At 71.6% G+C, this 15,221-nt stretch carries 11 protein-coding genes and 1 tRNA gene; 9 read left to right on the forward strand and 3 right to left on the reverse strand.

From position 1 onward, the window contains the following. Positions 1-158: transposase (locus AB0G35_RS36610; RefSeq protein ID WP_360958950.1), on the reverse strand; the 158-nt coding region annotated here is incomplete at its 3' end. A 1,150-nt stretch (positions 159-1,308) separates the two neighbouring features. Here AB0G35_RS36610 and AB0G35_RS36615 point away from each other — a divergent pair. Together AB0G35_RS36615 and AB0G35_RS36620 are read left to right on the forward strand one after the other, a co-directional pair. Next, a complete protein-coding gene (locus AB0G35_RS36615; RefSeq protein ID WP_201808483.1) occupies positions 1,309-1,509 on the forward strand; it encodes a helix-turn-helix domain-containing protein in 201 nt (66 codons plus the stop codon). Next, positions 1,506-3,029, forward strand: a complete 1,524-nt coding sequence (locus AB0G35_RS36620) for a tyrosine-type recombinase/integrase (RefSeq protein ID WP_360958930.1) — start codon at positions 1,506-1,508, stop codon at positions 3,027-3,029. The genes AB0G35_RS36615 and AB0G35_RS36620 overlap by 4 nt, the downstream gene beginning before the upstream one ends. Before the next feature lie 62 nt (positions 3,030-3,091). Here the strand turns inward: AB0G35_RS36620 and AB0G35_RS36625 are convergent. Further along, positions 3,092-3,164, reverse strand: a tRNA-Arg gene (locus tag AB0G35_RS36625). Positions 3,165-3,475: 311 nt separating this feature from the next. Here AB0G35_RS36625 and AB0G35_RS36630 point away from each other — a divergent pair. From AB0G35_RS36630 to AB0G35_RS36660, 7 genes are all read left to right on the forward strand, one after another. Next, positions 3,476-5,455 carry a dynamin family protein gene (locus tag AB0G35_RS36630; protein ID WP_360958953.1) on the forward strand — a complete coding sequence of 660 codons (1,980 nt, stop codon included), beginning with the start codon at positions 3,476-3,478 and terminating at the stop codon, positions 5,453-5,455. A gap of 848 nt (positions 5,456-6,303) precedes the next feature. Then, complete coding sequence (locus AB0G35_RS36635; protein WP_360958933.1) at positions 6,304-8,157, forward strand: GTPase; 1,854 nt, start codon at positions 6,304-6,306, stop codon at positions 8,155-8,157. Positions 8,158-8,331: 174 nt separating this feature from the next. Continuing rightward, positions 8,332-8,820 (forward strand): single-stranded DNA-binding protein, encoded by a 489-nt coding sequence (locus AB0G35_RS36640; protein WP_360958935.1) that lies wholly within the window; start codon positions 8,332-8,334, stop codon positions 8,818-8,820. A 371-nt stretch (positions 8,821-9,191) separates the two neighbouring features. After that, positions 9,192-10,589 (forward strand): thioester domain-containing protein, encoded by a 1,398-nt coding sequence (locus AB0G35_RS36645; RefSeq protein ID WP_360958937.1) that lies wholly within the window; start codon positions 9,192-9,194, stop codon positions 10,587-10,589. 523 nt (positions 10,590-11,112) lie between these two features. Then, the gene (gene ettA, locus AB0G35_RS36650; protein WP_360958940.1) at positions 11,113-12,777 is read left to right on the forward strand and encodes an energy-dependent translational throttle protein EttA; all 1,665 of its coding nucleotides are present in this window, start codon (positions 11,113-11,115) and stop codon (positions 12,775-12,777) included. A gap of 4 nt (positions 12,778-12,781) precedes the next feature. After that, positions 12,782-13,216 (forward strand): thioesterase family protein, encoded by a 435-nt coding sequence (locus tag AB0G35_RS36655; RefSeq protein ID WP_360958943.1) that lies wholly within the window; start codon positions 12,782-12,784, stop codon positions 13,214-13,216. Beyond that, entirely contained in the window at positions 13,213-14,049 is an 837-nt protein-coding gene (locus AB0G35_RS36660) for a hypothetical protein (protein WP_360958946.1), read from the forward strand. The genes AB0G35_RS36655 and AB0G35_RS36660 overlap by 4 nt, the downstream gene beginning before the upstream one ends. 38 nt (positions 14,050-14,087) lie before the next feature. Here the strand turns inward: AB0G35_RS36660 and AB0G35_RS36665 are convergent, their stop codons facing one another. After that, on the reverse strand, positions 14,088-15,134 hold the full coding sequence (locus AB0G35_RS36665; RefSeq protein ID WP_360958948.1) for an ABC transporter ATP-binding protein: 1,047 nt from the start codon (positions 15,132-15,134) through the stop codon (positions 14,088-14,090). Positions 15,135-15,221: the final 87 nt, after the last annotated feature.

Here is a 15,221-nt window from a genome sequence, read left to right on the forward strand (position 1 = left end):
TCTGCCGGCATCTCCCGCCACTGCCCGCCCGTCTTGAACCGCCAGATCACGCCCTCGAACTGCTGCCGCAGCCGCGCGGGGTACGGGCCGTACTCACCGATCGGCAGGTACGGCTCGATGAACTCCCACTCCGGGTCGCTCAGTTGCACTCGCGTCACGTACGAAGGTCTACCGGACCAGACCGCGCCACGAAGGCACATCACGCAGATTGATCACGACTCGATACGGGCCCTAGGGCAGGCCGCCGGGTGCCTGCTCAGGTGATGCCTGGAGAGGTCAGAGGCGCTCAGTGGCGATCTGGGGGCCGCTGATCAGCTTGCTGGGGGGTCGGTGTCGACCGTGCGTGGAAATGCGCTGACGAGCCGACACGGGGGCGACACGCGGGCTGTTCGAGTTGTGGGCGGAATCGGTATCCCAGGAGGTTGGGCGGCGTAGCGGCGAGAGTGTGGTGGCCGGTCGGCGGGGCTCGCGGCCAACACCGTAACCGACGATTCCGGAATGGCCATGGCTACGGCCAGAGTGATCGGACGAGACCGGCGGAGAGTTCGTCGGTGAAGCGACTACCCCGGCGTGTGACCTCGATCGGCCTCCAGCCAGGGTCACGGAGGCGCGGGCGCACCGCGCCCCGAAAGGAAAGATCCAGGATCCAAGATCCTAGATCCAGACGACGAGCCCTCGACGAGCCCTCGTCAAAAATTGACGAGGGCTCGTCGAATGTCGTCTGACCTGCAGTTTTCTGTTGAGGGGCGGTGAGGTCCGCACACCTCGGCGGAGAGTGACGGTCCAAGGGCGTGTTGCTGGCAGGTCACTCCTCCGAGCCGTCGAACTGCCACAAATCGGATTGCGCGAGGACTCGTCGAAGGCTCGTTGAGCCCTCGTCGAATACTCGCGAGGGCTCGACGAACCTTCAGCGAGTCTTCGCCGACTGTCCGGCAGCAACGTCGACGACCGGTGCCAGGAGCCGCCTGTAGCAGCGGATCCCGGAATTCCGAAATCCGGGTTTCTCCTGACGATGGAACAGGTCCGCACCCCGCTGCACGTGGTGGCGCAGCCGTGCGGACGTGGAGGACCAGTGCCGTGCGCTCAAGCGGAAAGGAGTTCGGACGAGGGCGCGTGCTGAGTCCCCTTGCGACCAGGCGAAGAACCCACCCTGGCGAATCGTCTCGCCCTGTAACGGCGTGCCGTGTCGCGCTCACTGCGCCCGACGCCGAGTGAGGAACCCATGCACCGATCCGTAATACTCCCTGCCCTCGTCACGCCCGTCGGCTCCGGCCTCTCCGCCGGCCGTGTCGTGAGGGAGGCATCGGCTTGACCCACAACCCCCGCCGCCCGAGCGACAAGCTGACCGTCGACGAGTTCTGCAGCGAACTGCGCATCTCGCGCTCGACCTTCTACGAGTGGCGGCAGAAAGGCAGGGCTCCGCACTGCATAAGGATCCCGAATGGTGCCCTGCGCATTCGGCGCAGTGACATCGAGAACTGGCTGACGGACTGCGAGAGCCGCGCGTGACAGACCGGTCCTTCAAGGTCCGCTTCTACGACACGGAGGTCTACAAGGGAAAGCGCGGCACCACCCACACCGTCCGCTGGTCCGTGAACGGCAAGCGCCGCGGCGAGACCTTCAAGACCAGCGCCCTTGCGGAGTCCTTCCGCGCGACGCTGCTCGTTGCTGCGAACAACGGCGAACCCTTCGACCTGGCGACCGGACGCCCGGTCTCCCATGCCTCGCCCGCGGCCGAGATCACCTGGTACGAATTCGCCCTCCAGTACGTCGACATGAAGTGGCCCCGCATCTCGGCGAACAACCGCAAGAGCACAGCCAAGGTCCTTACGAAGATCACTCTCGCCCTGCTGCATGCCCAGCCGACGCACTTCGACCCCGTCGAGGTCCGCACGGCCCTGCGCGAGTACGCGTTCAACAAGAACCGACGCGACGAGGCCCCTCCCGAGATACGCACGATCCTGTCCTGGATCCGGCGCAACTCCCTGCCGATGCGCGCTTGGGAGGACATCAAGCACGTCGACCACGTGATGCTCGCGCTCGGCACCCGGTTGGACGGGTCACGGACTGCCGCCAGCTCAGTCAACCGCGACCGGCGCATCACGAACGTGGTCCTGAAGCACGCCATCCGGCAGAGGCTTCTCAGGACCAACCCGCTGCCCAAGGGAAAGGACGAGAACGCCGCGCCCAAGGCAGCCGGGGCCGTGGACCAGCGGTCGCTCCTCCACCCCGGCCAGGTCGCTGGCCTCCTGGCCTGGATCGGTGACCGCCCCCGAACCGGTTACCGCCTTCGCGCGTTCTTCGCCACCCTCTACTACGCGGGCCTGCGTCCGGAGGAAGCCGTCGCCCTGCGGGTCGATGCCGCGACGCTGCCGGCGACCGGGTGGGGAGAGCTGCTGATCCACACCGCCGAGCCCGAGGTCGGCCGTAACTGGACCGATGACCGAGCAGTCCATGAGACCCGTGACCTCAAAGGGCGAGCCGTCGGTGACACCCGGCCCGTCCCTGCGCACCCCGCCCTCGTCGCGATCCTTCGCGATCTGATCGAGGAGGACGGCCTAAAGCCCGGCGATCTGCTCTTCCCCGGGGAGAAGGGCGGGCTGCTCGCTGGATCGGTGTTCCGGCGGGTCTGGCGCAAGGCCCGCAAGGCCGTCCTCGACGAGCACGAGTACAGCTCGCCCGTCGGCAAGCGTGTGTACGACCTGCGCCACACCTGCCTGACGACCTGGCTCAACAACGGCGTCCCGCCGGCCCAGGTCGCCGCCTGGGCGGGCAACAGCGTCCCCGTCCTCCTGGCGACCTACACACGCTGCATCACCGGACAGCTGACCGAACTCCAGGGACGGATCGAAGGACCCCAGCAGCTGCCGGAGGTTCCCGCAGCCGCCGAGGGGCCGCCCGAAAACTTCGGGAAGTTTTCGGGAAGAACACCCGCCGAGAGCCGTTCAAAACCGGTGTCAGCCGGACTGGCGCCCGCGCCGCCGGGAGCCGTTCCGGCCCTGCCGAAGCCGCCGCGCCGGAGCCGGTAAACTGCCTCTGACCTGCAAAAAAGCCCTCTACGAGGGAGGGCTGCAGAATGCAAGAAGGAGAGCGCCCCCGGCAGGACTCGAACCTGCGGCCAAGTGCTTAGAAGGCACCTGCTCTATCCACTGAGCTACGGGGGCCGGTGTGGGCCGTGGATCACGGACCGCGGACCAGGATAGAGGCCCGGGTACCTCGTCCCGGTTGCTTCACCTCCGTGGCACGTTGTGGAGGTTCGGTGAAGCGGTCCCGATAATCGCAGGCAGGTACGAATCCTGCACCGCTTTTGACGTCCGGCGGGGCGGGTGTTGTGCACTCGTTATGCCTGCGTCTCTGTTGTCGCGAACGTCTCATGCGTCACTCGTCCCATTCTGTCGGGGTTCTTGCGGCGCGCACGAGGGGTTATACGCTTCAAAAAGCCAACGAAATTGGGCATTCTGCACATGTGGCGACCTTGGACGTACGACCCCGGCTGCTCGACGCACTGTCCGTACTGCGCGACCGCGTCGAAGCCGCACGCTTTCCGCTGCCACTGCGGGGCGCCGCCCGTGCCCGGTGCAACCGGGCCGAGTTGCTCGCCCAGCTCGACGACTATGTGATTCCCCGCCTCCGGTCGCCTCAGGCACCCCTGCTGGCGGTGATCGGCGGCTCCACCGGGGCCGGCAAGTCCACTCTGGTGAATTCCCTGGTGGGGCGGCGGGTCTCGGAGGCCGGGGTGCTGCGTCCGACGACGCGTACGCCGGTGCTGGTGTGCCATCCCGACGATGTGCACTGGTTCTCCGGACGGCGGGTGCTGCCGCAGCTCACCCGGGTCTGGGGGCCCGAGGAGGACGAGGGTGCCGAGGGGGCTCCTCATCAGGAGCATGAGGGCTATCGGACGTATGGGGAGGGTGGGACGTATGGGGAGGGCGGAGGTTCCCGGGGCGGCGGGGCGAGCAGTGGCGGGGGCTCCGGTAAAGGGGGAGCGGGTGGAGGTGGGGAGCGGTTCGCGGTGCGGATCGAGGTGGAGGCGGCGCTGCCCAGTGGGCTGGCGCTGCTGGATGCGCCGGACATCGATTCGCTCGTCGCCCGGAACCGCGAGCTGGCCGCCGAGCTGATCTGCGCCGCGGACGTATGGGTTCTGGTCACGACGGCCGCCCGGTACGCCGACGCGGTGCCCTGGCACCTGCTGCGCGCCGCGAAGGAGTACGACGTCACGCTGGTGACCGTGCTGGACCGGGTGCCGCACCAGATCGCCACCGACATCTCCGGGCGGTACGCGGAACTGCTGCAGCGCGCCGGCCTCGGCCATGTCCCGCGGTTCACCATTCCCGAGCTCCCCGAGTCGGCCGGCGGGGGCAGCGGGCTGCTGCCCGCCACGGCGGTCGCCGGGCTGCGCGAGTGGCTGGAACGGCACGCCCAGGACCCGGCCGCCCGTAGGGCCGCCGCGGACCGTACCGCCACCGGAGTGATCGCCTCGCTGCGCGGCCGGCTGCCCGCCCTGGCCGGGGCCGCGGCGGCCCAGCACGCCGCGGGGCTCCGGCTCGCCGGCCGGGTGGAGGAGGCGTACGAACGGGCCGCCGAACGGGTGCGGAACGAGGTCGCGGCCGGTGAGGTGCTGGCCGGGGACGCCCGGGCCTACTGGCGCGACCACGGGACCGGCGGCCGGTCGGACGAGCTGCTCGACGCGCTGACGGGCGGGATGATCTCGTTGCTGACCTGCGCCGTGGAGGAGGCCGACGAGCGGGCCGCGGAAGCCTGGCGGCACGATCCCGCGGCCGCCGAACTCCTGTTGACGCCAACCTCGCCAACCTCGCCAACCTCGGCAGCCTCTGCGACCTCGACAGCCCCGGCGGCATCGCCGACACCGGCGGCCTTGGTGGGGCCGGAGGCGTCGGGCGATGCGGAAGCCGCGGGGGCGGCCGACCGGCTGGGCGTGCTCGTCCGGCGCTGGCGGCGCTGCCTGGAGGAGCTGGCCGAGGAGGAGACCCGTGAGGCGCGTGATGCCCGTGACGCGCGTGGTGGACCGGCCGGTGAACGCGTTGCCCAGGTGGAGCCGGAGGAAGCGGCCGCCCTGCTGGCCGCCACGCTGCTCGGCGGCCGGCGCGCCCGTACGGCGGGCGAGAACCTCGCCGATCTCCTGGGCGCCCAGACCGCGCTGCGGCTCCGTGACCGGGGCGGCCGGCTGCTGACCACCTATCTGGCACGTGCGCTGGACGCGGAGCGCGAGCTCCGGCTGGCGCCGCTGGACCGGCTGACCGTACCGCCGGACCAGCAGGCCGAGCTGATCGCCGCGCTGTCCGTATTGCAGCGCGAGCGGCAGCAGGAGGAGAGGGCGACGGATGCCGTGCGAGCGGAGCCGGTAGTGGCGGGAGGCGCGACGGCGGACGCAGTGGTTGCGGAGCGGGAACGAGAGCGGGAGCCAGAGCGGGAGAAGGCGGAGGTGTCGGGGTGAGCGGTTCCGGAACGGCGGATTCGGGTGTGGGGGAGGGGGCGTCCGCAGGCGCGGCTTCGGGCGCGGGCGACGCGGAGAGAGCCGGTGACATGCCGGGAGCGAGGGGGGCGGAGAGCGGCGCTGCCGGGTGTGGTGAGTCCTGGAGCGGGCCACCGGGGAGTGCGCGTACGGCGGTGGGGGAACCGGGGCCGGGCGGGGCGTGGGATGACGGGCTGATCGCCCGGCGGGTGCCGGAAGGCGGTGTTCCGCGACCGGGCGCGCGGCGGGGGACGAGCGGGGCGCGGATCGAGTCGCGGACCGGGTCGCGAGGCGAGGCGCAGCCCGGTGCCGCGGAGTTCGCTTCGGGCGCCGGTACGGAGGAAGCGGGTGGTGGGTCATGCGTCGGGGCATATCCCGAGGCCTACGCCGAGGTATACGCCGGAGCGCACGCAGGGGCATATGGAGCGGCGTACGGCGAGCCGGGGGGCGCACCGCGCGCCGTATCGGGTGGCGAGTCGGGTACCGCCTCTTCTGGCGCTGGCCCTACCGCGTCCTGTGGCACTACCCCTACCGGTGCATACGGAGCCGGCCGTGCCGCTTCGTCCGGCGACGGACGTTCCGGTTCGTTCGCCGACGGACGTTCCGGTTCGTCCGGAGAGGGGCGAAGTGGATCGTCCGGTGAGGGGCCGAGCGCGTCGTTCGGCCAGGGGCGCGTGGGGGCGTCCGCCGCGGCGTCCCTCGGGGTCTCGGGTGACAGCACGTATGAGGGGCCGTATCCGGGGCGGCACGAAGGGCCGTACGGCGAGCCGGGCAGCGGGCCGTACGACGAGCCGTGTGGCGGTTCGCCGCAGGAGTCGCCTGCGGAGGCCATGGTTCAGCCGCGTCCGCCGGTGGAGGGCTATCGGTGGGTCGAGGACGGCGGCCGGCGGGGGCCGGAGGGCGGGTTGCGGGCGCGGCTGGAGGCGTTGCGGGAGCTGATCGCGCTGTCGCGGTCGCGGCTGGACGGACGGACGCTGGCGGCGGCCGGGCGGGTGCTGGAGGCCGCGGACGAGCGGTACCGGCTGTCCGGTGAGCACACCGTGGTTGCCATCGCCGGGGCCACCGGCAGCGGGAAGTCGTCGCTGTTCAACGCCCTGGCGGGGGCGAACCGTTCACAGGTCGGGCCGCGTCGGCCGACCACCGCCGAACCGGTGGCGTGCGTCTGGCCCGGCGGCAGACCAGGTGCCGAGGGGCTGCTGCGGCGGCTCGGGGTGCCCGCACACCGTCGGCACATCGCCGCGGACGGCAACCCCGAACTGCGCGGACTCGTCCTGATCGACCTGCCCGACCACGACTCCTCGGCCACCGAGCACCGCGCCCAGGTCGACCGGATGCTGGCGCTGGTGGACGCGGTGATCTGGGTGGTCGACCCGGAGAAGTACGCGGACGCGGTGCTGCACGAGCGCTATCTGCGGCCGTTGGCGGGCTATGCCGAGGTGATGTTCGTCGTCCTCAACCAGGTGGACCGGCTGCCCGGCGAGGCCGCCGACCAGGTGGTGGACGATCTGCGACGGCTGCTCGACGAGGACGGGCTGGCGCTCGGCGAACACGGGGAGCCGGGCGCGGCGGTGCTCGCCCTCTCGGCGGCGACCGGCAAGGGCGTGGCGGAACTACGGGAGTCCCTCGGCCAGTTCGTGGCCGAACGGGGTGCGGCGGACCGGCGGCTGGCCGCGGACGTGGATGCGGCGGCCGAGCGGCTGCGGTCGGTGTACGTGGCCCGGAGCCAGGTCGGACTGACCGAACGGGCCCGTGAGGAGTTCGCCGACCGGTTGGCCGAGGCGGTCGGCGCGGTCGCCACCGGGCGGGCGGCGGAACGCGACTGGCTCCGGTACGCGGAGCGGGCCTGCGGGTCCCCCTGGGCGCGGATGCGGAGCCGTCGGATCCGCGGCGCGCGGCCGAACCACGGGCCGGGAGGCGGGACGACCGGCGTGGGCGGCGGGACGACCGGGGTGGGACACGCAACGACTGGCGTGGGGCGCGGAACGGCCGGCGTGCGCACCCTGGGGTCGACGGGTACGCGGCACAGTACGGCCGACGGGACCACGGGTGCCCCCGAATCCGTCCTCGTGGGGCGGCAGGTGACGGCGGGTCACCGGCGGACGTCCGGGGCCTGGGGCGGCGACGCGTCGGGGGAGACGGCGGTGGTCCGGGCGGCGGCCAGACCGGTGGTGGAGCAGGCCGTACGGGGCGTGGCCGCGGAGGCGGCGCACGGGCTGCCGGCACCCTGGGCGCAGGCGGTGCGCGAGGCGGCGGACCGGGGCGCGTGCGGGCTGCCGGAGGCGCTGGACAAGGTGGCGGCCGATGCGGAGGAGGAGCTACGGGGCGGACCGCCCGTCAAGCCGCGGTGGTGCACGGTGGCGGCCGCGCTGCAGGGGATGATGTCCGCCCTCCAACTCATCGGGGTGCTGTGGCTGTTGGCGGCGCTGACCGGGCTGGTCGATGCCTCGACCTGGGTTTCCGGGCTGCTGCCCGCCGTCATCGGGTCCGTGGGCGGCCCGGCGCTGGCGTGGCTGTGCCGGGTGGTGGCGCGCGGCCCCGCGCGGCGGTACGGGCAGGACGCCGAGCGGCGGCTGCGGAACGCGGCAGCGGCCTGCGGCCGGGGCCGGGTGCTGGAGCCGGTCGCCGCCGAGCTACTGCGCTACCGCGAGGTGCGGGAGCAGTACGCGGTGGCGTCGGGGGCCTGAGGGGGAGGCCGCGGGGGGCGGTGCGTTCCATCCCCTCTTCCGGGTGGCCGAGTTGTCCACAGTCGGCAGGTTGTCCACAGGCCGCAGCGGGGCTTGCCGGATCCGTGCAGCATGAGGTCGACGCAGCGCGCGAGCGACCCGGCGAGCGCGCGGGAGACGGGGGAGTGGATTTCCGTGAACGAGACGATGGTGACGCTGGTGGGCAACGCCGCGACGGCGGTGGAGCACCGGCAGACGACGGCGGGCGTGACGGTGGCGAGGTTCCGGCTCGCGGCGACGTCCCGACGCTGGGACAAGGCGCAGGAGCGGTGGACCGACGGGGAGACGAGTTTCTACACGGTCCGGTCCTGGCGCGGCCTCGCCGACAACGTCGCGGCCTCGGTGGCGGTGGGCGAACCCTTGGTGGTCCAGGGGCGGTTGCGGCTGAGGGAAGGGGAACAGCCACCGGACAAGGGCGGACAGCGCTGGTTCTCGGCCGAGGTCGACGCCGTCGCGATCGGGCATGACCTGTCGCGCGGTACGGCGGCCTTCCGCAGAGTCACCCGCGTGGGCCGGATGAGCACAGCGGAGCCGGAAGCGGCCCAGGCCCAGGACCCGGCCCCGCGCCCGGACCCGTCCCCCGGCGCGGGGCCCGGGGACGGGGCCCGTAGTCCAACCGCGTGACGGGGAAGGCGGATTGGGAAAGCCGTCCGACGGTGAACGGGTGACCAGCGCCGAAGATCCAGTCACCGCGTCAGTCGCCGAGGCCGTCACCCGGCCTGTCACCGTGGGGAATTCGCCCCAGAAGGCCGTAGTGCCCTGAATCGTTCCGGGGATTTGTCGATAATGCCAGGTCAGGGTGCCTGTGTTCGGTAACGATTGCGATTCGGATCGCTTATGGGATGCCATTAGTGGGGACCCTGATGCGCCTGCTCCATAAGATCCGACGAGTACTCACGGGGGCTCACGGGGGCTGACGTTCGGCTTTTGAGTTCTTTGGATCTTTCCGGCGAGGCACCTTCCCCACCTGACCGCCTCGCCCAGAGGGGAAATTCATGCTTTCGATGAAGAGGCGGGGCGCAGCCCGCCTTGCCGCCGCGATCGTGGCCTCCGGCCTCGTCGCGGCGGGTGCGATAGCCACCGCGGGGACCGCAGTGGCGGACGAGACCACCCCGGCTCACGGGGGTGCCACCGCCACCCTGGGCGGCCTGAAGATCTTCGACCAGGCGGTCGTGCACAACGACGGCGGGGACCAGCGCGTCGGCGCGGGCCTCTTCGAGATGTCCGTCGACAACGGCGGCACGCTCCAGACGTACTGCATCGACATCCACAACCCGACGCAGCAGCAGGCGAAGTACCAGGAAGTGCCCTGGAGTGCCTCGTCGCTGCACAACAACGCGGACGCCGGCAAGATCCGCTGGATCCTGCAGAACTCCTACCCGCAGGTGAACGACCTCGCCGCCCTCGCCTCCAAGGCCGGTGCCGGGAACCTCACCGAGAAGACGGCTGCGGCCGGCACCCAGGTCGCGATCTGGCGCTTCTCCGACCACGTGAAGGTGGACGCGGTCGACCCGGCGGCGGAGAAGCTCGCCGACTACCTGGAGAAGAGCGCGCAGAGCGTCGAGGAGCCCAAGGCGTCGCTGACGCTGGACCCGCCGGCCGTCTCCGGCAAGTCGGGCAACAAGCTCGGCCCGGTCACCGTGCACACCAACGCCGACAGCGTGGCGGTCTCCCCCGCCGCCGGCGCGCCGGCCGGCGTCAAGATCGTCGGCAAGGACGGCAAGCCGGTCACCAGCGCCACCGACGGCACCCAGCTGTTCTTCGACGTGCCGAAGGGCACCGCGGACGGCAGCACCTCGCTGACCGTGCAGGCCGCCACCAAGGTGCCGGTCGGCCGGGCCTTCACCGGCATCGGTGAGCACGCCAAGAGCCAGACCCAGATCCTGGCCGGCTCCAGCGAGTCCACGGTCTCCGCGGCCGCCACGGCCTCCTGGAAGAAGCAGGGCGCCATCCCGGCGATCACCGCCGAGAAGAACTGCGCCAAGGGCGGCGTGGACGTCACGGCCAGCAACAAGGGCGATGAGTCGTTCCGCTTCCAGCTGGCGGGCAAGGACTACGAGATCGCCCCGGGCAAGTCGCAGACCGTGACCGTCCCGGTGGCCGAGGACCAGCCCTACGAGATCACGATCAAGGGCGCGGGCGGCTTCAAGAAGACCTTCTCCGGGGTCCTCGACTGCAAGACCGCCGGCAGCGGCGGCGACAAGCCCTCGCCCAAGCCCAGCCCGGCGTCGGTCGGCGGCAGCACCGGTGGCGGCCACGGCACCGACCTCGCCGAGACCGGTTCCAGCAGCGCCACCCCGATGATCGCGGGCGTCGCGGTCGTCCTGGTCGTGGTCGGCGGCGCCGCGGTGTTCTTCCTCCGTAAGAAGAAGACCGGCAGCCCCGCCCAGTAAGGGCCTCAACGGAAGGCGCCCGGCAGCCGGGCGTGCAGTAACGGCGGGCGCCCGGCCGGTCACCTCTCGGTAACCGGCCGGGCGTCCGCGTTCCGGCCGGCAGCCCGCCCCCGCGACCAGCGGGAACGAGTCGTCCCGCAGAGAACCTGCGCCCGGCGGGAACAAAACGTGGCCCCGGAGTGGTTAACGCTCCGGGGCCACGGACATGCGGTCCCGGGGCGCCCTCATAAGCGCCCCGACGCCGCCTCCGACCCCGTGGTATCCACCCGCGGCATCCCGCACCCCACCCGCCGTACACCCGCCGTGCCCGCAGCACCCCGCGGGCGTCCGCCCCTCGGCACCCGTTTTCTTCCGGGGATGGACGTACGGCAAGATGGGGTGTATCTGCCCTCCCACGGTCGCGACGGACGTCACGACGGACGCATGCGTACGCGCAGCGCACGCATGACGGACGGACGACGGACGACGGCCCCGGGCGGTGCCGTACAGACCCTGATCGATCCAATCTGCCGGACGGTTTCTCTTGGCTGAGTACATCTACACGATGCGCAAGACGCGCAAGGCGCACGGCGACAAGGTCATCCTCGATGACGTGACGCTGAGCTTCCTGCCGGGTGCGAAGATCGGTGTCGTGGGTCCCAACGGCGCCGGCAAGTCCACGGTGCTGAAGATCATGGCCGGGCTGGAGCAGCCGTCGAACGGCGATGCCTTCCTCTCCCCCGGCTACACCGTCGGCATGCTCCTCCAGGAGCCGCCGCTGGACGAGACCAAGACCGTCCTGGAGAACGTCCAGGAGGGCGCCAAGGAGGTCATGGGGAAGCTCAAGCGCTTCAACGAGGTCGCCGAGCTGATGGCGACCGACTACTCCGACGAGCTCATGGAGGAGATGGGCAAGCTCCAGGAGGACCTCGACCACGCCAACGCGTGGGACCTGGACACCCAGCTGGAGCAGGCCATGGACGCCCTGGGCTGCCCGCCCGGTGACTGGCCGGTCAACAACCTCTCCGGTGGTGAGCGCCGCCGCGTCGCGCTGTGCAAGCTGCTGCTGGAGGCCCCCGACCTGCTGCTGCTCGACGAGCCCACCAACCACCTGGACGCCGAGTCCGTGCAGTGGCTGGAGCAGCACCTCGCGAAGTACGCCGGCACCGTCGTCGCCGTCACCCACGACCGGTACTTCCTCGACAACGTCGCCGGCTGGATCCTGGAGCTCGACCGCGGCCGCGCCTACGTGTACGAGGGCAACTACTCCAAGTACCTGGAGACCAAGCAGGCCCGCCTCAAGGTCGAGGGCCAGAAGGACGCCAAGCGCGCCAAGCGCCTCAAGGAAGAGCTGGAGTGGGTGCGCTCCAACGCCAAGGGGCGGCAGGCCAAGTCCAAGGCCCGTCTGGCGCGTTACGAGGAGATGGCCGCCGAGGCCGACAAGATGCGGAAGCTGGACTTCGAGGAGATCCAGATCCCGCCGGGCCCGCGCCTGGGCAACGTCGTCGTCGAGGTCGACAAGCTCAACAAGGCCTTCGGCGAGAAGGTCCTCATCGAGGACCTCAGCTTCACCCTGCCGCGCAACGGCATCGTCGGCGTCATCGGCCCCAACGGCGCCGGCAAGACCACGCTGTTCAAGATGATCCAGGGCCTGGAGACCCCGGACTCCGGCGACATCAAGGTCGGCGAGACCGTCAAGATCTCCTACGTCGACCAGGGCCGCTCGAACATCGACCCCAAGAAGACGCTGTGGGCCGTGGTCTCCGACGAGCTGGACTACATCAACGTCGGCCAGGTCGAGATGCCCTCGCGGGCGTACGTCAGCGCGTTCGGCTTCAAGGGCCCGGACCAGCAGAAGCCGGCCGGTGTGCTCTCCGGCGGTGAGCGCAACCGCCTCAACCTGGCGCTCACCCTCAAGCAGGGCGGCAACCTCCTGCTCCTCGACGAGCCGACCAACGACCTCGACGTCGAGACGCTCTCCTCGCTGGAGAACGCGCTGCTGGAGTTCCCCGGCTGCGCCGTGGTCGTCTCCCACGACCGCTGGTTCCTCGACCGCGTCGCCACCCACATCCTGGCGTACGAGGGCGACTCCAAGTGGTTCTGGTTCGAGGGCAACTTCGAGTCCTACGAGAAGAACAAGATCGAGCGCCTCGGCGCGGAGGCGGCCCGCCCGCACCGTGCCACGTACAAGAAGCTCACCCGGGGCTGACCTCGTGCGACACCTCTACTCGTGCCCCCTGCGCTGGTCGGACATGGACGCCTTCGGCCATGTCAACAACGCGGTGTTCGTCCGCTACCTCGAAGAGGCGCGGATCGACTTCATGCGCCGGCTGGCGCCGGGGGACGGCAGCCCGTCGTTCACCGGCGGCTCGGTCGTCGCCCGGCACGAGATCGACTACGTACGGCCGCTGGTGCACCGGCCCGAGCCGGTCACCGTCGAGTTGTGGGTGACGAAGATCAGCGCCGCGTCGATGACGGTCGGCTACGAGGTCAAGGACGAGGACACCCTCTACCTGCGGGCCTCGACCGTCGTCGTACCGTACGACTTCACCGAGGAGCGTCCGCGCCGCCTCACCGCGGAGGAGAAGGCGATCCTCAAGGAGTACCTGGCCGACGCGTCGCACCGGGAGGGGGCCGTCGCGGTATGACGGTGCTCGCCCTCGCCGATGCCGGGGAGGCGGCGGACCTCGCCGCCTTCCTCGCCCGGCTGATCCACTACGACCGGGCCGCCGCGGTCCGGCTGCAGACCGGCGGCGGCGTGCTCGCCGTCTTCGGCCGGCCGCCGTCCTTCGAGGTGCTGGCGATCCGCACGGCCCGGCTCGCCGCGCCCGCGGTGGCCGGCGACGACCGGGCCGGCGGCCGTTCCGGCGGTGCGGGCGCCGCCCGGGACCGTGGCCCGGAGCGCGCTCCGGCCGACGTTCCGGACCGCGCGCCCGGCCGTCCGTCCGGCCTCGGCCTGGACATCACGGTCTCCGCCGGTGACCTGCTCGAAGGCATCGACGAGGAGCAGGGCACGCTGACCGTGCCCGCCGCCGTCACCGGCCCGCCGTGGGCCGGGCTGCTGCCGCCGCGCGGCGGCTGGCAGCGGGTACCGGGGCTGCCCGCGCCCGAGGCGCTGCTGCGCGCGGTGGCCGCCGCGGTCGCTGAGTTCCGGGCCCGGGACGAGGCGCTGCCGCCCGAGCACCGCACCCGCGCCGAACGCGACCGTATCGGCCGGGAGATCTGGTCGCGCACCCTCGGGGACACCCACCTCCCGCTGCGCGCCGCGCACGCCGCCCAGTCGCTCGGCTTCCTCCGCCCGGTCCGCACCGCCGTGCTCGCGGCCGGCGGCGGCCGGCACCACACCGAACCGCCGGCGCTGACCCTGCTGTCCGCGGGCGGCTGGCTGCGGCTGCGCACCCCATACGGGTCGGTCGCGGTGCGCACCGGCGGGCCGTCCGGGCTCACCGGCCTGTCGGGCCTGACGGTCACCCCCGTCTGAGCCGCCCTCCCGCCCGGTCGCCTCGGCCCAAGTCGCCCTTACGGCGTCCCGTCACCGGCCTCGGTGCCGTCACCGGCCTCCGTCCCGTCACCGGCCCCGCGGCCGGCGCCCCCGTCCGCCGTCGGGTCCGGCCACACCCCGATGTGGTCGCTCTCCAGCTCCAGCAGCACCCGGTGCGCCATGCCCAGGCTGCTGGTGTAGTCGGCCGGCAGCTGCAGCCGGCCGGCCCGGTCGAGCATCGCGTACTCCCGCGCGACCAGCGCCTCCCGGCCGGTCGCGGCGTCCCGTTCGGTGCGCCGCAGCACCTCCGACGACGTCCGGCCGTCGCGGATCGCGACCGTGCGCCGCACCTCGTCCGCCACCGCCTGGTCATGGGTGACGATCACGATCGTGGTGCCCAGCTCCTCGTTGGCGGTGCGGAACGCGGCGAAGACCTGCTCGGCGGTGTGCGAGTCCAGTTCACCGGTGGGCTCGTCGGCAAGCAGCACCGCGGGGGTGTTGGCCAGCGCCACCGCGATGGCGGTGCGCTGCTGTTCACCGCCGCTCAGCTGGTGCGGCCGGCGGTCCCGGCAGTGGTCGAGCGACAGCATCGTCAGCAGCTCCCCGGCCGCCTTGGCGCGGGCCGCCCGGCGCCGTCCGCCGCGCAGCTGCATCGGCAGGGTGACGTTCTGCAACACCGTCAGATACGGCAGGAGATTGCGGGCGGTCTGCTGCCAGACGAAACCGACGACCTCACGGCGGTAGGTGAGCCGGGCCCGGGCGTCCATGGTCAGCAGATCGCGGCCGGCGACCGTGGCGGCGCCCGCGGTCGGTACGTCCAGGCCGGCGAGGATGTTCATCAGCGTCGACTTCCCACTGCCGGACGCCCCCACCAGCGCCATCAACTCGCCCTCGGACACCAGCAGATCGAGGCCCTGCAGGGCCTGCACCTCGACGCCGTCCGCGGAGAAGACCCGCACCAGGCGATCGCAGGCGATCAGCGCGTCGTGCCCGTAGGCGGGCCGCTCGCGCCGGGCAGCCGCCCGCGCCTCCAGGTCCGCCAGGCTCACCGGCGCGCTCGTGACGTCCTCGGGCCGTGTGCTCATTAGAGGACCATCCCTTCTGCAGCCCTCTTCGGTAGGGTTGTGACCTCTCGGTCCCGGTGGGTGCATGGCCAGTAGTGCGAGCCGTTC

The organism is Streptomyces sp. NPDC021749 (assembly GCF_040640655.1).
Lineage (GTDB): Bacteria > Actinomycetota > Actinomycetes > Streptomycetales > Streptomycetaceae > Streptomyces.

What these genes read in the sequence shown, in the direction of transcription:
- AB0G35_RS36665 (WP_360958948.1), bottom strand. Translation starts at nt 15,134, where the DNA reads ATGAGCACACGGCCCGAGGACGTCACGAGCGCGCCGGTGAGCCTGGCG.
- AB0G35_RS36635 (WP_360958933.1), top strand. Translation starts at nt 6,304, where the DNA reads ATGGTTCAGCCGCGTCCGCCGGTGGAGGGCTATCGGTGGGTCGAGGAC.
- AB0G35_RS36660 (WP_360958946.1), top strand. Translation starts at nt 13,213, where the DNA reads ATGACGGTGCTCGCCCTCGCCGATGCCGGGGAGGCGGCGGACCTCGCC.
- AB0G35_RS36645 (WP_360958937.1), top strand. Translation starts at nt 9,192, where the DNA reads ATGCTTTCGATGAAGAGGCGGGGCGCAGCCCGCCTTGCCGCCGCGATC.